Here is a 25,215-nt window from a genome sequence, read left to right on the forward strand (position 1 = left end):
ATGTTTTGTATCCGTAGAATGCGGGAAGAAGATCTTGCGGATGTGGCAAGGCTTGAAAAAGAGATATTTTCAGATCCATGGAGTGAGAATGCAATCAGAGAAAGCATGGAACAGTCGCAGACGCTGCTTTTGTCAGCACTGGAGGATGGTGTACTGGTTGGCTATCTGATTGTTTATTATGTATTGGAAGATGGAGAGATTGCCCGTATTGCGGTAGAATCGGACTTTCGCAGAAACGGTGTAGCTTCTCGTTTGTTGAAAGAACTGGCGTTTATCTGTGCGGACAATGGCGTAAATAAATTACTGCTAGATGTTCGGGAAAGCAACGAATCAGCAAAAGCTTTTTATAAGAAAAAGGGGTTTGTCCTGGATGGCGTGCGGAAAAATTATTATACAAATCCGACAGAAAATGCGATTCTTATGAGTCTGGAACTGTTGTGACAGGTGGCAATAAAGGAAAGAGTTCCCACTAGGATAACGTCTGGACGATGGTTATAATGTAGGCGTAAGACGATATACAGTTTATAACAACAGGAGGAGTCGTATGCGCAAATATGGGATGAAAGAAACGAAAGAAATTAAAAAAATTATCTGTAATAAATGTGGAAGGGAAATTACAGCTGTGAATGGATTGCTCAGCGAAGACGTGCTGTCTGTAGAAAAACGCTGGGGCTATTTTTCCAGAAAGGACAACCGGGTAGACAGATTTGATCTGTGTGAAGATTGCTATGATGAGATGGTTGCTGCATTTTTACTTCCACCGGAAAGTAGAGGATAGAATGTTAGATGTATGTTTGCTGGGAACCGGCGGTATGATGCCGCTTCCTTACAGATGGCTCACTTCTTTGATGGTGCGTTATAATGGCAGCAGTCTGCTGATCGACTGTGGCGAGGGTACGCAGATTGCCATCAAAGAAAAAGGATGGAGCTTTAAGCCGATCGATGTGATCTGCTTTACGCATTATCATGGAGATCATATCAGTGGGCTTCCGGGACTATTGCTTACTATGGGCAATGCAGATCGGAAAGAACCACTTACCCTGATCGGGCCGAAAGGTCTGGAGCGGGTTGTGGGCGCCCTGCGCGTCATTGCGCCGGAACTGCCATTTCAGATTATATATAAGGAAATCAAAGGTCCGGAAGAGACATTTGAGATGAATGGTTACCGCTTGAAGGCGTTTCGTGTAAATCACAACGTATTGTGTTATGGATATACGATGGAGATTGACCGGGCAGGCAAGTTTGACGTCAGCCGGGCAGAAGCAGCAGAGATTCCAAGGAAATACTGGGGAACTCTGCAGCGTGGTGAAATTGTGGAGGAAGATGGAAGAATCCTGACTCCGGATATGGTACTTGGACCGGCCAGAAAAGGTCTCAAGATCACTTATGCAACAGATACCAGACCGACCGAGTCGATTCTGGAGAATGCAGAGCATGCCGATTTGTTTATCTGTGAAGGTATGTATGGAGAGAAGGATAAGTTAAAGAAAGCAAAAGAATATAAGCATATGACGTTTTATGAGGCAGCTGAACTTGCAAAGGCGGCAGAGGTAAAAGAAATGTGGCTGACTCATTACAGTCCGTCGTTGAATCGACCGGAGGAGTACCTGAAAGATACACAGGATATTTTTGAAAATACGGTGGCATCAAGAGATGGACAGTCCGTTGAGCTTGTATTTGAGGAGGCATAATATGGAAGAAAAAAAAGATTTGCTGATTCTGGCAATCGAAAGTTCCTGCGATGAAACAGCTGCGGCTGTTGTGAAAAATGGCAGAGAAGTATTGTCTAATGTGATTTCTTCGCAGATTGCACTGCATACGCTGTATGGTGGCGTGGTGCCGGAGATCGCATCCAGAAAGCATATTGAAAAGATTAATCAGGTGATTGAAGCAGCACTTGATGAGGCGAAGGTTACATTGGATGACATTGACGCCATTGGTGTAACTTATGGACCAGGACTTGTGGGAGCGCTTCTGGTCGGAGTGGCTGAGGCAAAAGCAATCGCTTATGCGGCTAGGAAACCTTTGATCGGTGTACACCATATTGAAGGACATATTGCTGCAAATTTTATTGAACACAAAGAATTGGAACCGCCGTTTCTCTGTCTGGTGGTGTCCGGTGGACATACACATCTGGTGTGTGTGAAAGATTATGGAGAATTTGAGATTCTGGGACGCACAAGAGATGATGCGGCAGGTGAGGCATTTGACAAAGTGGCCCGGGCTATCGGACTTGGATATCCGGGTGGTCCGAAGATTGATAAAGTGTCAAAAGAAGGCAATCCTGATGCAATTGAATTTCCAAGAGCGCACATGGAGATACGCCATACGATTTCAGTTTCAGTGGTGTGAAGTCGGCGGTGCTCAATTATCTGAATGGATGTAAGATGAAAGGCGAGACCTGGAATCAGGCGGATGTTGCTGCTTCATTCCAGAAAGCTGTTACAGATGTACTGGTGGCTAACTCTATGCAGGCAGTGAAAGAATACGGACTTCGTAAGTTTGCAATTGCCGGCGGAGTTGCATCGAACAGTGCACTTCGCAGTGCTATGAAAGAGGCCTGTGAAAAGAACGATATTGATTTTTATTATCCGTCTCCGATATTCTGTACGGACAATGCGGCGATGATCGGCGTGGCAGCATACTATGAGTACCTGAAGGGAACCCGTCATGGATGGGATCTGAATGCAGTACCGAATCTGAAGCTGGGGGAACGATAGGACATGAAGGACAGATGTACTGCGATCGTACTTGCGGCAGGGCAGGGACAACGTATGAAAAGCAAAGTGAAGAAGCAATTTTTGAGCATAGCAGGAAAGCCTATTGTGTATTATGCGCTGCAATGTTTTGAGAAAGCATCATTCATTAACAATGTTATTCTGGTAACCAGCGAGGATTGTGTGGACTATTGTCAGAAAAAGATAGTAGAAAAATATGGATTTCGAAAAGTAGAAAAAATAGTTGTTGGCGGAAAGGAACGGTATGATTCTGTGTATGCCGGTCTGCTGGCCTGCGGAGAAACGGATTATGTATATATCCATGACGGTATCCGCCCGTTCATCACCAGAGATATTTTGGAGAGAGCTCTGGATGGAGCCAGAGAGACTGGTGCATGTGTGGTTGGAATGCCTTCTAAGGATACGGTGAAGATTGTTGATAAAGAACAATTTGTTACAAAAACGCCAAAAAGAGCCCGTGTGTGGGCGGTTCAGACGCCGCAGGTTTTTCGTTATTCAATTATCAGACAGGCACATGAAAAAGCACGGCTTGGAAGAATGGATGGAGTAACGGATGATTCGATGCTGGTGGAAAAATATGGTGACTGTAAAGTAAAAATGGTAGAAGGATCCTATGAAAATCTAAAGATAACAACGATGGAGGATCTGTTTGTTGCGGAAGTTATACTGAGGGGAAATGAATTGTAAACATTGGGGCGTGTAGACGAGAAGTGTTATCTTTGTTAGATAATTATCAATTGTTACAAAAGCATTGAACAAATGTAAAAATGGGGTTGTGAGAAATAGTAAACTTTTACAAATATTCAACTCGAATCTATTGAAGTTGAGGTAAATATGTACTAAGATTTAGGAGAAGAAAGCGAGAAGATCTGGATGAAGAAAATTGTAGATGATTGGCGGCTGATATATAAAGTTTGTAGCTTGTATTACGAAGATGATATGCGTCAGCAGGAAGTCAGTGATTATCTGGGAATTTCCAGAGCTACAGTGTCGCGTATGCTTCAGAAAGGAAAAGAAAGTGGGATTGTCCGTGTAGAGGTGATTAATCCTGTACAGTTTTCCTACAACAAGCTGGAAAAGGCATTGGAACGCAAATATGGTCTGAAAGAGGTTATTGTCGTAGAAAGCAGTGCACTGGATACTAAGACGGAGTCGGTATCGCGTATGTATGAGCGGGCAGCTCTTTATCTTTCGCAGTTCTTTAAAGATGGGGACTGGATCGGAGTAACCATGGGACATACGCTTCACAATATCGTGAAGACGAACCGGGCGTTCGAAAAAGATAAGAAGCTGATGTTTGTACCGATTGTCGGAGGTATTGGACAGAGTACGATTGATAAGGTGGATGTGCAGAGTAATCGTATTGCACAGGAGTTCTCCAGAAAGTTTGGAGGGACTTATACACAGTTCCTGTCGCCGGCAGTTTTTTCAGAGCAGAAAGCAATGGAGTATTTTCTAAAAGAGAAGTCGATAAGTTACATATTTGATGATTTTCAGAAGTTAGATACGCTGATCATGGGAATCGGCATTCCACAACGAGTGGAATCAACACTGGTTCGGGCAGGGTATATTACAGGTGAGAACCTGGAAAAGTTTGCCCGAGACGGAATGGCAGGAGATATCGCATTGCATTTCTTTGATGAAGATGGGGCTACTGAGAAGTTTCGTGCATTTAATGACCGTGTAGCAGGTATGCCGTTGGAGATGATGAAAAAAGTCAGAAACAGAATTGGCATAGCGGGAGGCGAGAACAGAGCTGAAGCTATCAGAGGAGCGATTAAGGGTGGATTCATCAATATGTTAATTACGAATATTGATGCAGCAGAGAAGTTGCTTTGATAATATTATTTTAGATATATAAATGAATAGCGAAAGCCGGGTGGATTTTGCAGTCAAGGGCCCAGACATGTGAACGAAGCCGGACAAGCTATGATCATTATATATAAAGTAGGATACTATAAATGAGTAAATGGAGGAGAGACTATGGAAGCTATTTCTAATGTAGCAAGTGGATTTATTGGTCTATTTCAGGCAGGTGGAGAAACATTTATGGGCTGGGTTACCGGCATCATTCCGCTTGTAGTGTGCTTGATGACAGCGGTAAATGCTATCATCAAACTTGTAGGTACAGAGAAAGTTGAGAATTTCGCTCAGAAAATTACGAAGTATATGATTCTTCGGTACACATTACTTCCTTTAATGGCAGTATTCTTCCTGGCAAATCCGGCATGTTATACATTCGGACGTTTCCTGGAGGAGAAGTACAAACCGGCATTTTATGATGCAGCAGTAAGTTTTGTACATCCTATTACAGGACTTTTCCCGCATGCAAACGCTGGTGAGCTTTTTGTATGGACAGGTATTTCAGCAGGTGTTGCTGAGGCTGGTTATGCAACTGCTGGTCTTGCAGTAAGATATTTCCTTTGTGGTCTGGTAGTTATCCTGATCCGTGGTATCTTGTGTGAGAAATTGTACGCGTCAATGGCAAAGAAGAGTGCTTAATTAGTTGGAGGAGGTAGAATCATGTATAAATCTATTACTATTAAAGCTGGATCAGGCGGATGGGGCGGTCCTCTGACTATTACCCCTACAGAAAAATGCCACAAAATCTTAAATGTTACAGGTGGAGGAATTACACCGGTAGCACAGAAGATTGCAGATATGACTGGAGCAGAAGTTGTTGATGGATTCAAGACAGGATGCCCGGATGATGAAGTTATGGTAGCAGTTGTTGACTGCGGCGGAACAGCACGTTGTGGTGTATATCCGAAGAAAGGTATCTTTACTGTTAACCTTACACCAGTAGGACAGTCTGGACCTCTTGCACAGTACATCCAGCCGGAAATCTACGTATCAGGTGTTACAGAAGCGGATCTGTTCATGGCTGATGGTTCTGAAGTAGAAGCTGCTGCTGCTAAGCAGGAAGCTAAGAGTGAAGCAAAGACTAAAGAACAGGCTAAGGCAGATGTTGCTGCAGCACAGGCTGGTCAGAAGCAGGGTATCGTAGTTCGTATCGGTAAGGGCGTTGGTAGTGTTGTAAATAAATTCTTTGCAGCAGGTCGTGAGACTATCGATATGGTAATTAAGAACATTCTGCCATTCATGGCGTTTACAGCTACATTGCTTGGTATTATCAGCGCTAGTGGACTTGGTGATATTATCGCCAACACAATCGCTCCGCTGTGTGGAACACTTCCGGGAATGCTCGTTATTTCCTTCATTTGTGGATTGCCGTTCCTGTCACCGATTCTGGGACCTGGAGCTGTTATTGCACAGGTTGTTGGTACTCTGCTTGGAGCACAGTTCGCAACAGGAGCTATTCCTGCTAAGTATGCACTTTGCGCATTATTCGCAATCGATGCACAGGTTGGTGGAGACTTCGTACCGGTTGGACTTTCACTTGGAGAAGCAGAGCCAGAGACAATTGAGCTTGGTGTTCCGGCTGTACTGTTTGAGCGTATGATCACAGGACCTTTATCTGTACTGCTTGCATTCGTATTCAGTATTGGAATGTTCTAATTCTGAACGAAATATCATTCAGCTTGAAAAGAAGGAGACATTTAAATGAAATTTCAGGTAACAATCGTAGGACATGGTGCAGAAGCACTTGAGTTTTTAAATGACTCAGATAACAGTTTTTTCATTCTCTTTAACGAGAATGCGCCGGAAGAACTGGCAGAGATTTCTGTGTTACATACAATTTCTGCAGTTTATAAAGAACCGGCACCTGGTGATACCATGAAGATCGGTGATAAGGAGTTCAAGATCACTGCAGTTGGTGTGGAAGCTCCATATACACTGAGAGAACTGGGACACTGCACTGTCAACTTTGGCGGCGGCGAAGAAGCCGCACTTCCGGGATGCATTATGCTGGAAGGCTCTGAGAAAGTAACTGTGGAGGATCTGCAGGCCGGAACAGAGATTTCTATATACTAATCAATTAAATTCATAACATAAGTAAGGAGAGATGAGTTATGCTTAACATGGACAAAAAACTTCTTAAAAGAGAAGAAGAAGGCAAAGTTATTCGCGTAGGTATCGTAGGAGCCGGCCAGATGGGTCGTGGAATGGTTACACAGATGGTTCTTATGAAAGGTATTACACCGGCAATCGTATCTGATATCAAGATTGAGAATGCTGTACACGCGTTTAAATATGCTGAAGTTCCGGACGAAGAAATCGTAGAAGCTAAGACATTAGAGGAAGCTAATGCAGCTATGGAAGCTGGTAAATATGTTGCTTGTGAGGATGCTAATTTCGTATCTCAGGCTAACCTTGTTGAATGTGTGATTGATGCAACTGGTGTACCGGATGTTGGAGCTAAAGTAGCTACTGATGCTATGAGAAATAAAAAGCATGTTGTAATGCTGAATGTTGAGACAGATGTTGTTATTGGACCATACCTGAAGAAACTTGCAGAAGAAGAAGGCGTTATCTACACAGGATCTGATGGAGATGAGCGGGTGCAGTTATGCATCTGTATAGCTTCGCTAAAGCAATGGGCCTGAACGTAGAAGTTATGGGTAAAGGAAAGAATAACAAGATCGACTACGATTGTAACCCTGATACAGTTCTTGAAGAGGCTACTCGTCGTAAAATGAGTCCTAAGATGCTTTGTGCATTCAAAGATGGTACAAAGACAATGGTAGAGATGACTGCTATGTCTAACTATACAGGACTGATCCCGGATGTTATCGGAGGACATGGTCCGAAGACAGCTCCTGGAACAGAAGGTATCAAAGAGCTGAACGAGATCTTCAAACTGAAAGAAGATGGTGGTATCCTGAACAAACACGGCGTAGTAGAATACGTTAATGGAATTGCTCCGGGAGTATTCGTAACAGTATCTACACCAAATGCAGAGATCGCATACCAGCTTGGATATCATAGCATGGGACCTGGACCACTGTGGACACTGTATCGTCCATATCACCTCTGCAACCTTGAGACACCTCTGTCAGTTGCAAGAGCAGTAATCGAGGCGATGCAACATGTGTAGCTAAAGATGGTCTGGTATCTGAGTGTATTACAAGAGCTAAGATCGATCTGAAGGCTGGACAGACTATCGATGGTATCGGTGGATACACAACACACGGATCAATTGCTACAGCAGAAGAGTCTAACGCTAAGGGATATGTGCCATTCGGTCTTGTTACTAAGAATGCAGTTATGAAACAGGATGTTAAGAAGGGTACTCTGATCACATATGATATGATTGATCTGGATAAGACAACTCTGATTTACAAGCTGAGAAAAGAACAGGATGCAATGTACGGAAGACACGTACTGTAGTCCATAATATTAAAAGATATTAAATACCTACAATACCATAATAATACCGGGAAAGGGTAGATGACCTGGGAATCCTTTCAGCGATACGTAAGGCTGATGGGGCTCCTTCCCGGCTATAGGAGGAAGTGTGCATGTTTAGTCAGTTACCTATGATATCCAAACTTTTATTCGTCATATTGATTCTTTTTATCCTGCAGGCATTAGGTGGATACTATCAGGTGAAGAATTATCGTGCTACTGTACGGGAAATTCATAAATTGGGCAATGTGGGCATTGGTCAGAAAAAAGGTAAATTTTTTAATGGTAATATTGTTATGGTAGCATCAGATAGTGATGGTATCATTAAAGGTGTTGTGATTCTGGATGGTATTACATTCCTGTCCAAATTTCATTCGGTAGACGAATTTTTAGGCAAACCATTAGTGGGGAGCAGCATCTATTCATTCCTGGAAGTGACGGACGGATTTGATAAGAAAGAGCGCAAACAGTATATGGGATGGATTCGTGCGTTTGAAGCTCTACGCACCAGATTTGAAGCGCAGGAAGATTCAAATGAGTCGGAAGACGCGGAAAACACAGAAGCGATATAAGGGATTTTTTGAAATTTACGCAAAAAAATAAAAAAATCAAAAAATGTATTGACATACAGTATTCTAAATGCTAATATATTAGAGCACCAAGCGAGTGCAACAGTAGAATACATGGAGAGGTATCGAAGTGGTCATAACGAGGCGGTCTTGAAAACCGTTTGTCCGCAAGGGCGCGTGGGTTCGAATCCCACCCTCTCCGCTTTTGGGAGTTTTGCTAATGCAAGACTCCTTTTGTTATATCAGCTGGGAGTCAATCCCCCAGCTGATATAGCCTCCGGCAGGATTGCAGAGGTGCGCAGTAGAAGTATGTCATGCAATTGCATGACGCGCACCTCGCAGCAAGAATGCGAGGCATTCTTGAACAAAAATAATCACCTGAAAGTTCTGGCTCATTTATTATGTGAGATCTATTATTTTGCATTTACAGCGATACCGTTGACTTCGACCTCTTCATCGATTGGAATGACCAGACATTTTCTGCCGTCAATGACCTGAATATCCACCAGATCAGCACGATCCGGGTTGACATTTACCACAATCTCAGGTGTTTTGACGCTGAACTTGCGGGTTTCGGCAATGTTCGATGCAAGCAGGGTGGTCTGTCTGCCGATGGTCTCATCGTAATCTTTGTCAAAGCTTTCCATCTTTTCTTCCGGTACGCCGCTGGCGGTGAAGAGGCGTTTGACTTCCTGCTTGCCGAGAGTCAGCGGTTCCGGTGCATCCTTGGTCTCCTCAATCATTTCATTTAGATTTTCGTGAATCGTGCGGACAACCGAATAATCGCAGTCATCCTTTAAGGTGCTGACGAGAATATCCTGGAAAGATTCTTTCTGCGTGCCGGCACTTATGGCTTCGCTGCAGCCTAAGACATTTGCCACAAAGTAATCCTGCAGTTCTTCCGGCTTCTTAGAATAGAACATCAGGTGATGCAGGTCGGTGCTGCGGTCATTAAACGCCGGGAAGAGGAATGCATTGGCAGGCATGCCCACTACCCAGTCGCGGACACGGTCTTCAATACTGTTATTGACAGCGTTGTAGCAGAGCCCAGGCTTAGACATGGCTACCGGACAGATGCAACAGAGAATGTGCTCATAGACCTCATCGGAAGCGTCAAACATTTCCATGCCGTCAGTAGACTTGCCAGGGATATCATATACCGCATGGATCAGCAGGATCAGATAATGTTCGCCAAAATCATAGAATTCAATGACCTTATCATAGAATTCTTCCAACAGAATATCATCTTGTAATTTACTTTCTTTCAAGCGAAGCAGAGACTCCTGTGTACCGCCTGCAAGCTCCTGCTCCAGGGGAAATTCCATGTGGATCAGGTTCTTGCCAATCGTGCCGGACAGGGCCTTTTTGAAAATGTCAAAGTATTTGAAGGATTCTTCTTCCGGAAGTGACAGGAACGCTTCTTTAAATTCCATTTTTTTCTCCTTGTCACCATCTACATAACAGCCGCAGATGCGGGTGATCGCACAGTTCTCCGGGGAAAACTGTTTGCGTATTTCAAGTATTTCTTTCTTATTCATATTGATCTCTCCATTCCGCCGCAGAGTACGGCACAAAGTAAAATCTATTTTAGCACAAAAGAAGAGAAGAGTGCAAATAATCTGGATTAAGATATGAGTGAATAAATCACAAGTTCTATTTATGACATTTGCGGCTTACAATAGTAATAAATACTCAGGGTGTGGTATATAATGCGTAAGATTCTGATTTATCCACTAACTATATTATTACTATTGTCAGGAGTAATGTTGCAGCTGGCAAACGTATTTACGTTACAGGCAGAAGGACAGCAGACATCCGGACCGGAGATTACTTCTCCCTCTGCGATATTGATGGAAGCTGCTGGTGGTAATGTGATCTGGGAGAAAGATGCGGATACCAGACGTGCTCCTGCAAGTGTGACGAAAGTTATGACGTTACTGTTGATCTTTGATGCACTGGAGGAAGGGAAGATTGCATTAGAGGATGACGTGCAGACGTCGGAGTATGCGGCGTCCATGGGTGGATCACAGGTGTTTTTGGAGCCGGGTGAGACACAGACGGTAGATACGTTGATTAAATGCATTGCCGTGGCAAGTGCGAATGACGCTTGTGTTGCCATGGCTGAGTATATCAGTGGCAGTGAGGAAGCATTTGTGGAGCAGATGAATCAGCGGGCTGAGGGACTTGGTATGGTGAATACGCATTTTGTAAATTGTAATGGCCTGGACACAGATGGACATGAGACGACAGCCAGAGACATTGCACTGATGTCAAGAGAACTGATCATTCATTATCCGAAGATTCATGAGTATTCCATGATATGGGTGGATACAATCACACATGTGACCAGAAAAGGGACATCAGAATTCGGGCTTACAAATACCAACAAGCTGATCAGACAGTATGCTTATGCAACCGGACTTAAGACAGGATCTACAAGCAATGCGGGATTCTGCGTGTCGGCTACGGCTGAAAAGGATGGTGTGGAATTGATTGCAGTGATCATGGGGGCGGACAATTCCAAAGACCGCTTTCAGGATGCTGTAAAGCTTCTGGATTATGGATTTGGGAAATGTACTTTTTACGTGGATGATGCGGTAAAAAATGTGGCGGAAGTTCCAGTGACAGGGGGTATACAGGAAGAAGTGTCCGTACATATGGCTGGGGAGTTCCATTACGTGGATACCACAGGAGCAGATCTGAGTCAGATACGCCGGAAGGTGGAAGTCAGGAAAGGACTTCGGGCGCCGGTGGGAAAAGGTGATCCGGCAGGAGAGATGGTCTACTATCTGAACGGCAAGGAGATTGGCAGGCAGAAGCTTGTAGCGTCAGAAAATGTGGGACGTATGCGGTATACCGATGCACTGGAACGGACCATGGATCGGTTTTTCCTTGAAAATGCAAAACATCAATGATAAGCTGAAAGTATCTGTAATAAACATATCGGAGGAATATCAGTGAAAAAGTTGAAGAGGAAATCTTTGAAAATACGAAAGAATATCAAAGAGGCTGCTCTTGCTGCAATTACAGCGGGCAGTCTTTCTGTTGTTATGGAACTTCGCCGGGAGTTGAGTGAATTTTTAATAAGGAGATATCGGATCTGTGTGCCTGACCCAAGAGGGATAGGGCAGGATAGCCAGACGACAGTGAAACTTGTCTTTTTATCAGACCTTCATGGCAAACGCTATGGAACAGGTAATCAGGAGCTGATTCGCGCAGTGAAGCATGAGAAGCCTGATTATATCCTGGTCGGCGGTGATCTGGTGACCAGGTCGAACCCAAAGACAGATGCGATAGCACTGGAACTCATCAGGCAACTGGTAAAGATCTGCCCAGTCTATCTCGCTAATGGCAACCATGAACAGAAGATGCGCATTTGCACAGAAGAATACGGAGACCGGTATGAGAAATATATGGCTGCAGTGCAGGAAGCAGGTGTCCATGTGCTGGAAAGTGCATCCGAAGAAGTGTCTATGAAGGGCGTGCCGGTGCAGATAAGCGGACTGGAGCTCCCAGTCAAATGTTACGCCCGATTCTTTGCACAGAAATTGCAGATTCAGGATGTGAGAGATGCAATCGGAGAACCGAAAGAAGGATGTTATCAGATCCTGCTTGCACACACACCGGTATTTATGCCGGTATATCAGCAGTGGGGGGCGGATATGACATTATCCGGGCATCTGCATGGAGGGATAATCGGACTTCCCGGAATCGGAGGACTGATTACACCGCAGGCAGTACTATTTCCTAAATATGCGGGCGGTATTTACAGAGAAGGAAAGCATGTTGGTATTGTCAGCCGTGGACTTGGAACCCATACGGTGAATCTCAGATTCTGTAATCCGGCAGAACTGGTGTCTGTATCATTAGAATTCCACTCTTGTGAAAATGTGGATAATCCAGTATAATAGTAGAGTTAATGACTATGAAGAGAGGATAAGCTATGGGAATACCGGTAAAGCTTCAGGTGTTTGAGGGACCGCTGGATCTGCTCTTGCATCTGATTGATAAAAATAAAATAGATATCTACGATATTCCTATTGTGGAGATCACCAGCCAGTATATGGATTATATCCGGGCAATGGAAGAGGAAGATCTGAACATTATGAGTGAATTTCTCCTGATGGCGGCTACACTGTTGGATATTAAGTGCCGGATGCTTCTTCCGAAAGAAGTGAATGAAGATGGCGAGGAAGAAGACCCAAGACAGGAACTGGTGGAACAGCTGCTTCAATATAAGATGTACAAGTATATGTCTTATGAACTGAAGGACCGTCAGCTTGATGGGGAACGCTATCTGTACCGCGGGCCAGACATTCCGGATGAAGTGGCAGATTACGTGGAGCCAGTGAACCTGGACGAGCTTCTTGGCGATCTGACACTTGGCAAGCTTCATAGTATTTTTAAAGAAGTAATGAAACGGCAGACAGATAAGATCGATCCTGTGCGAAGTAAGTTTGGTAAGATCGAGAAGGAAGAGATAACGGTCGAGGTGAAGATGACCGAAGTAGAGGCATATGCGCTGATGCATGAGAGATTCAGCTTCCGGGATCTTCTGACCAGCCAGAGCTCCAAGACACAGATCGTGGTGACATTTCTGGTAATCCTGGAAATGATGAAAGCAGGTAAGATTTCAATCGAACAGGAACAGCCGTTTGACGATATTGTTATTACATCGCAGATGTAATACAGGAGGATATATAGTGGAAATCAACAGATTAGAAGGAATTATTGAGTCCATTTTATTTACCATGGGTGATTCAGTGGAACTGTCTAAGATCGCACTGGCGATAGGACATGATGAGGACACCACAAGAAGGATCATCCATTGCATGATGGATAAGATCAATGGCGCAGAAGAGCGTGGCGTGAAGATCATCGAACTGGAAGACTCCTTTCAAATGTGTACCAAGGCAGAAAGTTATGAATATCTGATACGCATTGCAAAACAGCCTCGCAAATACACGCTGACAGACGTACAGCTAGAGACACTTTCGATTATTGCATACAAACAACCGGTAACAAAGCTTGAGATTGAGAAGATCCGTGGTGTGAAGTCTGACCACGCAGTGAACCGCCTTGTGGAGTATAATCTGGTCTGTGAGGTTGGCAGGATGAATGTGCCGGGAAAGCCAATTCTGTTTGGTACGACAGAAGAATTCCTGCGCAGATTTGGCATCCAGTCGCTGGATGATCTGCCGAGCATGAACCCAGAGCAGATTGAGAACTTCAAAACAGAAGCGGAGGAAGAAGCACAGTTAAAGCTGGATATTTAAATCAGTCAGGTATTTCATGGAATGGATATCGCAGTGGATACATACATATAGATTGAGAATCGGCTGCGGAGGAACATATGAAGCGTATCTGGAAGAACAGATATAAGAGACATATCGCAGTGATGGTAATGTTCATAAACAGTGTTGTATTTTTTATAGCTGGAACCGTAACGCATGGAGCAGAATCAGTGAAAGCGGAGCAGACTGCGGAACTGTCAGAACCTGAGGAAGAGGAACAAAATGTGCTTGCAGGACTTCATGCGAGATATGCGGTATTGCTGGATGGTGACAGTGGAAGAGTACTGCTTGAAAAGGATGGAGATGTAAAACGTCCCATGGCAAGCACTACGAAGATCATGACCTGTATTCTGGCTTTGGAACATATGAAGAGTGAACAGGAAATAGTGACAGCGTCAGCCGAAGCTGCATCGCAGCCAAAGGTCAGGCTGGGAGTCCGGGAAGGACAGCAGTTTTATCTGCGAGACCTTCTCTATTCTCTGATGCTGGAATCACACAATGACAGTGCAGTTATGATAGCGGAGCATATCGGAGGAAGTGTCCGGGGCTTCGCTTCTCTTATGAATAAAAAAGCGGCAGAGATTGGTTGTGAAGATACTTATTATATTACGCCTAACGGACTGGATGCATCGGATGAACAGGGAACACACTCGACTACGGCAAGAGAATTGGCGCTTGTGATGAGGTATTGTCTGATGGAGTCGCCGAAGAGTCAGGAGTTTCGGGAGATTACCGGCGCAGCAACGCAACAGTTCCGGGATGTGGAGGGCAGACAGTCATTTTCCTGCACCAATCATAATGCATTTCTGACTATGATGAATGGGGCGGTGTCGGGGAAAACCGGATTTACCGCAGATGCCGGATACTGCTATGTGGGTGCACTTCAACGGGACAGCAGAACATTTATTGTTGCACTTCTGGCATGTGGCTGGCCGAATCACAAGACGTATAAATGGCAGGACACCAGAGCGCTAATGGGGTATGGTCTGAAGTATTATAAGAAACAGAGATATGATGGCAATGTGGGTCTGCCACAGCTAAGTGTGGCAGACGGTATTCCGGAAAATGGTGCACTGAGCGGTGTGTCTACGGTGAAGCTTCAGATCAGAGACAGAGAGAAAACAGATATTCTTCTTCGAGAGGATGAAGAACCGGCATACCGCACTCTGTTGGTAGATACATTAAAAGCAGCAGTAAAGGCGGGAACAGATGCCGGGACAGTGCAGCTTGTACTGGATAATCAGGTCCTGGCAGAATGGAAAGTGGAGACAGCAGAGAGTATTGCAAAACGCGATTACATATGGTGTTTGTGCCAATTGATGATGCAATTTACACATATGAATAAAATAAATCAATAAAAGTGATTAAAAACGTCACTATTATTTTCGGTAAACCTGTGATAGACTAAGTGACAGTTAAAAAAGGACAAAGAAATTGATGATTATTTATCTAGGTCCTGTGAAATACAATATGATTTTCTAAGCGATCAGATTGCTTTGGATTACATAGAAGGGAAGGATATTATGAAGAACAGCAGTAAATATGAGAGACAGTATTTTATGCCGTCAGAGGTCACCTATGACTGGGTAAAGAAGGAGTATATTCAGGCACCGCCAGTATGGTGCAGTGTAGACTTGCGTGATGGTAATCAGTCACTGATCGAGCCTATGAGTCTGGATGAGAAGCTGGAGTTCTTTCAGTTGTTAGTAGATGTTGGATTCAAGGAGATTGAGGTTGGATTCCCGGCTGCTTCTGATACAGAATATCAGTTTATGCGTACATTGATCGAGAAGGATATGATTCCGGACGATGTAACCGTTCAGGTGCTGACACAGGCCAGAGAGCATATCATTAAGAAGACATTTGAAGCTGTAAAGGGCGCTCCGCATGCAGTTGTTCATCTGTACAACTCAACATCTGTTGCGCAGAGAGAACAGGTGTTTAAGAAAGATAAAGAGCAGATCCTGAAGATTGCTGTAGATGGTGCGAAGCTGTTGAAGACGCTGGCAGATGAGACAGAAGGCAACTTTACATTTGAATACAGTCCGGAGAGTTTTTCAGGAACTGAGGTAGAATACGCAGTAGAGGTATGTAATGCAGTATTAAATGTGTGGGAGCCAACAGCTGACAATAAGGCAATCATCAATATCCCTACAACGGTTGAAAATGCAATGCCGCATGTATTTGCCACACAGCTTGAATATGTACATAAGCATCTGGCACACAGAGACAATGTAGTGTTAAGTCTTCACCCGCATAATGACCGTGGATGTGGTGTGGCTACAGCAGAGCTTGGTATGCTGGCAGGCGCAGATCGTATCGAAGGTACATTGTTCGGTAACGGTGAGCGTACTGGTAACGTAGATATTATTACACTTGCTATGAACATGTTCTCTCATGGCGTAGATCCGAAGCTTGATTTCTCTGACATGAAGAAGATCCGTGAGACATACGAGCGCCTTACAAGAATGCATGTATATGAAAGACAGCCATATTCAGGAGATCTGGTATTTACTGCATTCTCCGGTTCTCATCAGGATGCGATCGCCAAAGGTATGGCATGGAGAGACGCAGGTAAGAGCGAGAAGTGGACCGTTCCGTATCTGCCGATCGATCCGCAGGATGTGGGAAGACAGTATGATTCGGATGTTATCCGTATCAACAGCCAGTCTGGTAAGGGTGGCGTGAACTACATCCTGAAACAGAGCTATGGTATCAACCTTCCAGAGAAGATGCGTGAGGAAGTAGGATACCTTGTAAAGGGTGTATCTGACAGAGCACACAAAGAGCTGACACCGGAATGGGTATATCAGATCTTTAACGATAACTATGTCAATGCAAAGAGCGTATTTGCTATTGATGAGTGCCATTTCAAACAGACTGACGGTATTATCGCAGACGCAACGATCCAGCATGGCAGTGACACAAGAATTGTGACAGCTTCCGGTAACGGACGTCTGGATGCAGTAAGTAATGCGATCAAGCAGTATTTCAATATCAGCTATGAGCTGAGATATTACGAGGAGCATTCATTGACACGCGGTTCTTCCTCTAAGGCAGTTGCATACGTAGGTATCGTATGCCAGGGTAAGACCTACTGGGGTGTTGGTATTGATGCTGATATTATCAAAGCTTCTATCGAGGCATTGATCGTAGCGGTTAATAAACTGGATCAGATTAATACAGCAGATACAGTCAATGATCCGCGTATGATTGAAATCATGAATTATATTCAGGCTAATTACATTGATGTGACACTGGATGACTTGGCAGAGAAGTTCTACCTTTCTAAGCCGTATCTGTCCAAGTACATCAAGGAGAAATCCGGAGTAACATTTGGGGAACTGGTTAAAAAAGTACGTATGAAAAAAGCACGTGCAATGCTGAAGAGCAGCAGTATGACTGTTGAAAATATTGCATTGACCGTAGGATACCAGAACGTGGAACACTTCAACCGTCTGTTTAAGAAAGCATACAATATGACGCCGGTTCAGTTCCGTAATCAGAAATAATATAAAAGAAGGGGTGTTATCTGTAAAAAAAGCAGATAATACCTCTTTTTTTTATCCAAAGATTGAAATTAGGAAAAATAACGGATATAATGTAGGATGTTAAAGTATTAAAATAAGGAAATGAATGGAGGGCTGTTTTATGAATAGTGTTACAGCAGATAGCACAGCCGTAATGAGAATAGCTGCGTTGCTGGATGAAGGCAGTTTTGTGGAGATTGGTGGAGCAATCACGGCAAGATCTACAGATTTTAATCTGCAGAATGCCCCGACACCGGGAGATGGTGTCCTTACAGGATATGGTCTGATTGATGGTAATCTGGTTTATGTGTACTGTCAGAATCCGGAAGTGCTGCATGGAACGATCGGTGAGATGCATGCAAAAAAGATAGCCAATGTATATGATATGGCAATGAAAATGGGAGCACCGGTGATTGGATTGATCGATTGCGCAGGTATGCGTCTGCAGGAGGCTACGGATGCATTGTATGGATTTGGTAATCTTTACCTGAAACAGACTATGGCATCAGGAGTGATTCCACAGATTACAGCTGTGTTTGGTGCATGTGGTGGCGGACTTTCTGTAGCAGCAGGTTTGTCTGATTTTACATTTATGGAAGCAGAGAAGGCAAAATTGTTTGTGAATTCTCCAAATGCGATTCCTGGGAATTGTGAAAGCAAGTGTGACACAGCTTCAGCAGAGTACCAGAGCAGTCAGTCTGGGTTAGTCGATGGAACCGGAAGTGAAGTAGAGATTCTTGGAAAGATCCGAGAACTGATCTGTATGCTCCCGGCTAATAATGAAGACGAATCACCTTATGCAGAGTGTGCAGATGATCCGAACCGCATTTGTGCTGATCTTGCAGGAACTGTTGCAGATACGGGACTTCTTCTTGCGAAGATTGCAGATCAGCAGTATTTTCTAGAATTAAAAGAAGATTATGCGAAAGATATGGTGACAGGTTTCCTTCATTTGAATGGTCAGACGGTGGGAGCGGTTGCAAACCGTTCTGTTATCTATGACATAGAAGGTAATGCAGAGAATGTATCAGATGGAGGACTCAGTGTAGAAGGAGCAGAGAAAGCAGCAAGATTTGTGGAATTCTGTGACGCATTTCATATCCCGGTGCTGACAGTGACCAATATAAATGGCTTCAAAGCATCGGAAGAAAGTGAACGGAGACTTGCAAAAGCTTCTGCAAGACTGGTATATACATTTGCCAATGCAACTGTACCGAAGGTCAATGTGATTGCCGGAAAAGCATATGGAAGTGCAGGGGTTGTGATGAACAGTAAGTCGGTCGGCGCAGATATGGTATATGCATGGCCGGATGCTGAGATTGGTATGATGGATGCAGAGCTTGCAGCAAAGATCATGTATGCAGACGAGACAGCACAGGTGCAGAGAGAAAAGGCGGAAGAATATAAGAATCTTCAGTCAAGTCCTGTATCAGCAGCCAGAAGAGGCTATGTGGATACCTTGATCCAGCCGGAGAATACAAGAAAATATGTGATCGGAGCGTTTGAAATGCTTGCTACCAAGCGGGAAGAGCGTCCGTTTAAGAAGCATGGAACAGTATAGAGAGGTGAAGCAGAGTGAAAAATAAGATTCGTGTTTTAACAGGAATGTTGATTATGATCCTTCTGCTTACAGCGGGTTGTGGTAAGAAGGAAACGCTTGCTTATGATCAGCAGACTATCACGCAGATTACGGAATTTATGATCGATTACAGTTCCAGTGCGGATGAGCAGACGGTAGAACAGCTTAAGGCAATGAGAGAGTCCACTTTTGAAGATCAGCTTGCCAATATGAACTTATCCATTACTCCGGATAATTTTGTGAGCGTGGTTGAGGCGTGGAAAGTCGGTGAAAAAGAATGTGGTGCGTATGTGGATCATGGTGCTTATACAATCGAAGCAACTGCGGATGAACTGCATGTGACTACAGAAGCGAAGTTCCAAAATCGTGATGCGGAATTGGAATTTGTGTTTGATAAGAACCTGTATCTGGAAAGCCTGACTGTAGGTGCCCATTATTCAATGGGAGAGATTCTGGAAAAAGCCGGAATGAATACACTTCTGGGAATGGGAACGGTATTTGTGGTACTGATATTGATCTCCGTGATTATTTCATTATTCAAATATATACCGGCAATGCAGGAGCGTATGAAGAATAAGAAGTCTAAAAAGAAAGATGTCACAGCCGGTACAGAAGAGACCGCTCAGGCAGATATTACAGAAGCTGCGGACAATGTGACGGAGGATGAAGAGCTTGTAGCAGTCATTGCGGCAGCAATTGCAGCGGCAGAGGGTACTACAACAGATGGCTTTGTGGTAAGAAGTATTCGAAGAAGACCATCAAACAAATGGAATCGATAATGGAGGAATAAGGATGAAGAGCTATACAATTACAGTAAATGGAAATGTATATGATGTAACAGTAGAAGAAAAGGGTGGTGTGACACCGGCAGCAGCACCGGCACCTCAGGCAGCACCTGTAATGGCACAGGCTCCACAGGCAGCACCGGCACCGGCTGCAAAATCCACAGGAGCAGGATCTGTTCAGGTGAAGGCAGGAGCAGCAGGCAAGGTATTTAAGATTGAAGCCGGTGTGGGACAGACAGTAAAGCGCGGAGATGCGGTGGTAATTATTGAGGCAATGAAGATGGAGATCCCGGTTGTGGCACCAGAAGACGGAACAGTAGCAAGCATTGATGTGGCAGTAGGAGATGCTGTAGAAGCAGGCCATGTACTTGCAACCATGAATTAATATGACAGGAAATGGCATAACAGATGTTATGTAATAGACACAACTGGAGGTTATAAAATGGAATATATTTCAACAACATTACAGAACCTCGTGCATCAGACAGCGTTTATGAATCTGACGGGAGGCAATCTGGTCATGATCGGAGTCGCCTGCTTTTTCCTGTATCTTGCTATCCGGCACGAGTTTGAGCCGTTACTTCTGCTTCCGATTGCATTTGGTATGCTGCTTGTTAATATCTATCCGGATATTATGCTGCATGCGGAAGATTCTGCAAACGGAACCGGAGGACTGCTCTATTATTTCTATATTCTGGATGAATGGGCAATTCTGCCGTCGCTGATCTTCATGGGCGTAGGTGCGATGACAGACTTTGGACCGCTGATCGCTAATCCTAAGAGCTTTCTTCTTGGAGCAGCAGCGCAGTTTGGTATCTTTGCGGCATATCTGGGAGCAATGGCAATGGGATTCTCAGATAAAGCAGCAGCTGCTGTATCTATTATCGGTGGAGCGGATGGACCGACATCCATTTTCCTGGCAGGTAAATTACAACAGACAGGTATTTTGGGACCAATCGCGGTAGCAGCGTATTCTTATATGTCACTGGTGCCGATCATTCAGCCACCGATCATGAAGCTTCTGACAACGGAGGAAGAGCGTAAGATCAAGATGGAGCAGCTGAGGCCGGTATCGAAACTTGAGAGAATCCTGTTCCCGATCATTGTAACGATCGTGGTATGTATGATTCTCCCGACAACAGCACCGTTGGTTGGTATGCTGATGCTTGGTAATCTGTTCCGCGAGTCGGGTGTGGTAAGACAGTTACAAGAGACAGCTTCCAATGCGATGATGTATATTGTAGTTATTCTTCTTGGAACTTCGGTAGGAGCAACTACCAGTGCAGAGGCATTTCTGAACTGGGATACATTGAAAATTGTGGCACTGGGACTGATCGCATTTGCATTTGGTACAGCAGCCGGAGTCCTTTTCGGTAAACTTATGTGCAAAGTAACGCATGGTAAGGTGAATCCACTCATAGGATCGGCAGGAGTATCAGCAGTACCAATGGCAGCCAGAGTATCACAGAAAGTAGGAGCGGAGGCAGATCCGACTAACTTCCTGCTGATGCATGCCATGGGACCGAATGTGGCAGGTGTAATCGGAACTGCGGTAGCAGCCGGAACATTTATGGCGATATTCGGAGTATTCTAAGATGTCCCGGACATCAGAATCATTAGGAAGAAATGGACGTTAGGAGGAATAACGAATGGCAGAGATAGAAAAGAAACCGGTAAAAATAACAGAAACCATCCTGCGCGATGCGCATCAGTCTCTGATTGCAACCCGTATGACAACAGAGCAGATGCTGCCGATTGTAGAGAAGATGGATCAGGTGGGATATCATTCCGTAGAATGCTGGGGAGGTGCAACGTTTGATGCATCCCTCAGATTCTTGAAGGAAGACCCATGGGACAGACTTCGTAAATTCCGTGACGGATTTAAGCATACCAAGCTTCAGATGTTGTTCCGTGGACAGAATATTCTGGGATACCGTCCTTATGCGGACGATGTGGTAGAGTATTTTGTAGAGAAATCCGTGGCCAATGGTATCGATATTATACGTATATTTGACTGCCTCAATGACCTGCGTAATCTGCAGACAGCAGTATCAGCAGCGAATAAAGAAAAAGCAGAGGCACAGGTGGCACTTTCCTACACACTGGGAGATGCCTATACGTTGGATTACTGGGTAGACATTGCAAAGCGGATTGAAGATATGGGTGCAAATTCTATCTGTATCAAGGATATGGCAGGACTTCTGCTTCCTTATCAGGCAACCGAACTGATCGGAGCATTGAAAGATGCTGTAGATCTTCCGATTCAGCTGCATACACATTATACATCAGGAGTAGCTTCTATGACTTATCTGAAAGCAGTGGAAGCCGGCGTAGATGTTATCGATACAGCAATTTCACCATTTGCGCTTGGTACTTCACAGCCGGCAACAGAAGTTATGGTAGAGACATTTAAGGGAACTCCGTACGACACCGGACTGGATCAGAAATTGTTGGCGGAGATTGCAGATTATTTCCGTCCGATCCGCGATGAGGCACTGGCAAGTGGACTGTTAAATCCGAAGAATCTTGGTGTCAATATCAAGACACTTCTGTATCAGGTACCAGGCGGCATGCTGTCTAACCTGACTTCTCAGTTAAAAGAGCAAAATGCAGAAGATAAATACTATGAAGTGTTGGAAGAAGTTCCGAGAGTACGAAAGGATCTGGGTGAACCGCCGCTTGTTACACCGTCTTCACAGATCGTGGGTACACAAGCTGTATTCAATGTGCTGATGGGTGAGCGCTATAAGGTTGCAACCAAAGAGACGAAAGATATTTTGCGCGGTAAATACGGAGCAACGGTAAAACCTTTTAATGAAGAAGTAAAGAAAAAAGTCTTGGGAGATGATCCGGATACCATTACCTGCAGACCTGCAGATCTGATTCCGGATGAATTAGATACCCTGCGTAAGGAATGTGAACAGTGGATCCAGCAGGATGAAGATGTACTGACATATGCGTTGTTCCCGCAGGTTGCAGTGGATTTCTTTAAATACCGGGAAGCACAGCAGACGAAGATAGATCCGGATAAGGCTGATAAAGAAACAGGCAGCTATCCGGTGTAGTGAGAGGTATTAATGATTAAAAATGTGATATTTGACGTGGGTCGTGTATTGGCGGCCTACGATTATCAGAGCTATCTGAATCGTAAAAATTATAGTGAGGAAGAACAGAAGATCATTAAAAAAGCCATGTTTGAGAGTCAGACATGGCTTTTGGCAGATCGCGGCGAGGTACCGGAAGGGAAACTCCTGGAATTGTTTGTAAATAATGATCCGGAGCATGAAGAACTGATTCGGGATGCTTATGAGCATATGGAGGAAGTGATTTGGTTATTTCCGTATACTATGCAGTGGGTTAAGGATCTCAAAGAGCAAGAGTACAAGATCTATGTGTTGTCTAATTATGGAGAGGAATTACTTACGCGGACAAAAAGTAAACTTGAATTTCTTCCATATATGGACGGAGTTGTATTTTCATATGAGAGTCATTTTCTGAAACCGGAGGCAGACAGCTATCATTATCTGTGCCGCAAATATAATATCTGTCCGGCAGACAGTGTATTTTTAGATGACCGTCCGGAAAATGTGGAAGGTGCCAGAGCATACGGCATACATGGCATTTTATTTGAAAGCTATGGACAGGCAGATCAGAAACTAAAGGAATTGATTCGTTTGTATGAGGAAGATGACCGCATGTCATATTGTATGGAGTAATCTTGCATAAACTCTGCTTCTAAATGTCCCATTTTCTGCATATACTCTAACAGCACATACGGAGAGGGGCAGAAAGCAGATGGATGCGAATCATTTATACAAGGACATACAGGCAAGGACGAATGGTGAGATCTACATAGGAGTGGTGGGACCGGTACGCACCGGCAAATCCACCTTTATCAAGAGATTTATGGAGATTCTTGTGCTGCCGCATATGACAGATGAACCGGATAAGGCGAGAACCAGAGATGAACTTCCGCAATCAGCGTCAGGGAAGACAATTATGACCACAGAACCCAAATTCATCCCTAAAGAGGCGGCAGAGATCCGTCTGATGGATGATGTGACGGTGAAGGTGCGGTTAATTGACTGTGTAGGTTATATGGTGGATGGTGCTTCCGGACATATTGAAGAAGGGGAAGAACGTCAGGTAAAGACGCCCTGGTTTGATCAGGAGATTCCGTTTACCAAGGCAGCCAGTATTGGTACTCGCAAGGTGATCCATGAACATGCGACAATAGGTGTTGTGGTAACAACCGACGGAAGCATCGGCGAACTGGGGAGAGAACAGTACCTGGAAGCAGAAGAGAAGACAATCCGGGAACTGCAGAGTATCGGGAAACCATTTGTGGTGGTAGTGAATTCAGAGAAACCTTACAGTCCGGAAGCAAGGAAGATTGCGGAAGAAATTGAAAAGACTTGGCAGGTACATGCAATTCCGGTTAACTGCGAGCAATTGAAAGAAGAGGATATTCAGAGGATACTGGAAGCAGTACTTGCTACATTTCCGGTATCTGAGATTGCGTTTTATATTCCTAAATGGGTGGAAATGCTGCCGATGGATCATAAGATCCGGCAGGATATGACGACACATATCCGCAATCTGATGGATCAGGTTGGTGAAATGGGTGATGCATCTGCAGGAATCAGCAAACCTGACAGTCCGTACATTACTGATCTTAGGGTAGAGAAGATTGCCATGGACAGCGGACAGATTCAGATTCGGATTGATGTAGACGAAGCATTTTATTATGAGATGCTCAGTGAAATGACAGGATCACAGATTGACGGAGAATACAGTCTGATCGCAGAATTGAAAGAATTGTCAAAGCTTAAAAACGAGTATGAGAGCGTGCGCGATGCATTTACCAGTGTGAAAATGAAAGGCTATGGCGTAGTCAGCCCGACCAGAGATGAAATAACACTGGATGAACCGGTGGTTATCCGTCAAGGCAATAAATACGGCGTGAAGATTCATTCGTCGGCACCGTCAATTCATCTGATCAGGGCAAATATTGAGACGGAGATCGCACCGATTGTAGGAGATGAAAAACAGGCAGAGGACCTGATCACTTATATTCATCAGATGGCGAGTGAGGAAGATGGTATTTGGAATACCAATATCTTTGGTAAATCAGTGGAAGATCTGGTGATGGATGGTATGCGGAATAAAATGGCAGTGATCAATGATGAGAGCCAGACCAAGCTGCAGGATACGATGCAGAAGATTGTCAATGACAGTAATGGCGGACTGGTGTGTATAATTATCTGAAATTCGGGTTGCTTTTTTAAAGCGTAGGTGTATAATAAACACAGAAAAAGATGACAAAGATGTCAGAATCGTACGGATAGTGCGTATTCTGGCATCTTTTTTGCGCAAAGAGCGTTTTAAAAGTGGCTCTGAAGAAAAGAAA

The 25,215-nt window shown here is 44.3% G+C and carries 26 protein-coding genes, 1 tRNA gene and 1 pseudogene; 27 read left to right on the forward strand and 1 reads right to left on the reverse strand.

The window, feature by feature from the left end:
• The 14 genes and pseudogenes from rimI (at position 1) to DXA18_RS03110 (ending at position 8,819) form a co-directional block, all read left to right on the forward strand.
• Entirely contained in the window at positions 1–441 is a 441-nt protein-coding gene (gene rimI / locus DXA18_RS03055; protein WP_118382610.1) for a ribosomal protein S18-alanine N-acetyltransferase, read from the forward strand.
• Between the two features lie 103 nt (positions 442–544).
• The gene (locus DXA18_RS03060) at positions 545–778 is read left to right on the forward strand and encodes a hypothetical protein (protein ID WP_118382611.1); all 234 of its coding nucleotides are present in this window, start codon (positions 545–547) and stop codon (positions 776–778) included.
• Position 779: 1 nt separating this feature from the next.
• On the forward strand, positions 780–1,691 hold the full coding sequence (locus DXA18_RS03065) for a ribonuclease Z (RefSeq protein ID WP_118382612.1): 912 nt from the start codon (positions 780–782) through the stop codon (positions 1,689–1,691).
• Between the two features lies 1 nt (position 1,692).
• Positions 1,693–2,720: pseudogene (gene tsaD, locus DXA18_RS17275) on the forward strand (tRNA (adenosine(37)-N6)-threonylcarbamoyltransferase complex transferase subunit TsaD).
• A 3-nt stretch (positions 2,721–2,723) separates the two neighbouring features.
• Positions 2,724–3,425 carry a 2-C-methyl-D-erythritol 4-phosphate cytidylyltransferase gene (gene ispD, locus DXA18_RS03075; protein ID WP_118382613.1) on the forward strand — a complete coding sequence of 234 codons (702 nt, stop codon included), beginning with the start codon at positions 2,724–2,726 and terminating at the stop codon, positions 3,423–3,425.
• A gap of 186 nt (positions 3,426–3,611) precedes the next feature.
• A complete protein-coding gene (locus tag DXA18_RS03080) occupies positions 3,612–4,577 on the forward strand; it encodes a sugar-binding transcriptional regulator (RefSeq protein ID WP_118382614.1) in 966 nt (321 codons plus the stop codon).
• A 144-nt stretch (positions 4,578–4,721) separates the two neighbouring features.
• Positions 4,722–5,240 (forward strand): PTS glucitol/sorbitol transporter subunit IIC, encoded by a 519-nt coding sequence (srlA, locus tag DXA18_RS03085; protein WP_118382615.1) that lies wholly within the window; start codon positions 4,722–4,724, stop codon positions 5,238–5,240.
• 21 nt (positions 5,241–5,261) lie between these two features.
• Positions 5,262–6,257, forward strand: coding sequence for a PTS glucitol/sorbitol transporter subunit IIB (gene srlE / locus DXA18_RS03090; protein WP_118382616.1), 996 nt, complete (start codon positions 5,262–5,264; stop codon positions 6,255–6,257).
• A gap of 45 nt (positions 6,258–6,302) precedes the next feature.
• Positions 6,303–6,674 (forward strand): PTS glucitol/sorbitol transporter subunit IIA, encoded by a 372-nt coding sequence (locus tag DXA18_RS03095; protein ID WP_118382617.1) that lies wholly within the window; start codon positions 6,303–6,305, stop codon positions 6,672–6,674.
• Positions 6,675–6,712: 38 nt separating this feature from the next.
• Positions 6,713–7,246, forward strand: a complete 534-nt coding sequence (locus DXA18_RS16565) for a hypothetical protein (protein ID WP_199665533.1) — start codon at positions 6,713–6,715, stop codon at positions 7,244–7,246.
• Positions 7,210–7,737 carry a hypothetical protein gene (locus tag DXA18_RS16570; RefSeq protein ID WP_330424373.1) on the forward strand — a complete coding sequence of 176 codons (528 nt, stop codon included), beginning with the start codon at positions 7,210–7,212 and terminating at the stop codon, positions 7,735–7,737. The genes DXA18_RS16565 and DXA18_RS16570 overlap by 37 nt, the downstream gene beginning before the upstream one ends.
• Positions 7,738–7,907: 170 nt before the next feature.
• Entirely contained in the window at positions 7,908–8,030 is a 123-nt protein-coding gene (locus DXA18_RS16575; RefSeq protein WP_330424374.1) for a hypothetical protein, read from the forward strand.
• 131 nt (positions 8,031–8,161) lie between these two features.
• Entirely contained in the window at positions 8,162–8,620 is a 459-nt protein-coding gene (locus DXA18_RS03105; RefSeq protein WP_118382618.1) for a transcriptional regulator GutM, read from the forward strand.
• A gap of 113 nt (positions 8,621–8,733) precedes the next feature.
• Positions 8,734–8,819, forward strand: a tRNA-Ser gene (locus DXA18_RS03110).
• A 211-nt stretch (positions 8,820–9,030) separates the two neighbouring features.
• Here the strand turns inward: DXA18_RS03110 and DXA18_RS03115 are convergent.
• Positions 9,031–10,155, reverse strand: coding sequence for a DUF4317 domain-containing protein (locus tag DXA18_RS03115; protein ID WP_118382619.1), 1,125 nt, complete (start codon positions 10,153–10,155; stop codon positions 9,031–9,033).
• A 225-nt stretch (positions 10,156–10,380) separates the two neighbouring features.
• Here DXA18_RS03115 and DXA18_RS03120 point away from each other — a divergent pair, with 225 nt between their 5' ends.
• The 13 genes from DXA18_RS03120 to spoIVA all read left to right on the forward strand — a co-directional run bounded on the left by DXA18_RS03120 (position 10,381) and on the right by spoIVA (position 25,073).
• The gene (locus DXA18_RS03120) at positions 10,381–11,532 is read left to right on the forward strand and encodes a D-alanyl-D-alanine carboxypeptidase family protein (protein ID WP_243007007.1); all 1,152 of its coding nucleotides are present in this window, start codon (positions 10,381–10,383) and stop codon (positions 11,530–11,532) included.
• A gap of 42 nt (positions 11,533–11,574) precedes the next feature.
• Entirely contained in the window at positions 11,575–12,525 is a 951-nt protein-coding gene (locus tag DXA18_RS03125; RefSeq protein WP_118382621.1) for a metallophosphoesterase, read from the forward strand.
• A gap of 35 nt (positions 12,526–12,560) precedes the next feature.
• Positions 12,561–13,304: a segregation and condensation protein A gene (locus DXA18_RS03130; RefSeq protein ID WP_118382622.1), complete on the forward strand. Its 744-nt coding sequence runs from the start codon at positions 12,561–12,563 to the stop codon at positions 13,302–13,304.
• Positions 13,305–13,320: 16 nt separating this feature from the next.
• Positions 13,321–13,893 (forward strand): SMC-Scp complex subunit ScpB, encoded by a 573-nt coding sequence (scpB, locus tag DXA18_RS03135; protein WP_118382623.1) that lies wholly within the window; start codon positions 13,321–13,323, stop codon positions 13,891–13,893.
• A gap of 77 nt (positions 13,894–13,970) precedes the next feature.
• Complete coding sequence (locus DXA18_RS03140) at positions 13,971–15,269, forward strand: D-alanyl-D-alanine carboxypeptidase family protein (RefSeq protein WP_118382624.1); 1,299 nt, start codon at positions 13,971–13,973, stop codon at positions 15,267–15,269.
• Positions 15,270–15,434: 165 nt separating this feature from the next.
• Complete coding sequence (locus DXA18_RS03145; protein ID WP_118382625.1) at positions 15,435–17,423, forward strand: 2-isopropylmalate synthase; 1,989 nt, start codon at positions 15,435–15,437, stop codon at positions 17,421–17,423.
• 139 nt (positions 17,424–17,562) lie between these two features.
• A complete protein-coding gene (locus DXA18_RS03150; RefSeq protein WP_118382626.1) occupies positions 17,563–19,002 on the forward strand; it encodes an acyl-CoA carboxylase subunit beta in 1,440 nt (479 codons plus the stop codon).
• Positions 19,003–19,016: 14 nt separating this feature from the next.
• Positions 19,017–19,799 carry an OadG family transporter subunit gene (locus DXA18_RS03155; RefSeq protein ID WP_243007008.1) on the forward strand — a complete coding sequence of 261 codons (783 nt, stop codon included), beginning with the start codon at positions 19,017–19,019 and terminating at the stop codon, positions 19,797–19,799.
• A 13-nt stretch (positions 19,800–19,812) separates the two neighbouring features.
• Entirely contained in the window at positions 19,813–20,190 is a 378-nt protein-coding gene (locus DXA18_RS03160) for a biotin/lipoyl-containing protein (RefSeq protein WP_118382627.1), read from the forward strand.
• A gap of 57 nt (positions 20,191–20,247) precedes the next feature.
• Entirely contained in the window at positions 20,248–21,399 is a 1,152-nt protein-coding gene (locus tag DXA18_RS03165) for a sodium ion-translocating decarboxylase subunit beta (RefSeq protein WP_118382628.1), read from the forward strand.
• Between the two features lie 55 nt (positions 21,400–21,454).
• Entirely contained in the window at positions 21,455–22,870 is a 1,416-nt protein-coding gene (locus DXA18_RS03170; protein WP_118382629.1) for an oxaloacetate decarboxylase subunit alpha, read from the forward strand.
• Between the two features lie 12 nt (positions 22,871–22,882).
• On the forward strand, positions 22,883–23,521 hold the full coding sequence (locus DXA18_RS03175) for an HAD family hydrolase (protein WP_118382630.1): 639 nt from the start codon (positions 22,883–22,885) through the stop codon (positions 23,519–23,521).
• Positions 23,522–23,600: 79 nt separating this feature from the next.
• Positions 23,601–25,073, forward strand: coding sequence for a stage IV sporulation protein A (spoIVA, locus tag DXA18_RS03180; protein ID WP_118382631.1), 1,473 nt, complete (start codon positions 23,601–23,603; stop codon positions 25,071–25,073).
• The last annotated feature ends 142 nt before the right edge of the window (positions 25,074–25,215 follow it).

Source organism: Dorea sp. AM58-8 (assembly GCF_003464045.1).
In the GTDB taxonomy this organism is placed as follows: domain Bacteria; phylum Bacillota; class Clostridia; order Lachnospirales; family Lachnospiraceae; genus Claveliimonas; species Claveliimonas ammoniilytica.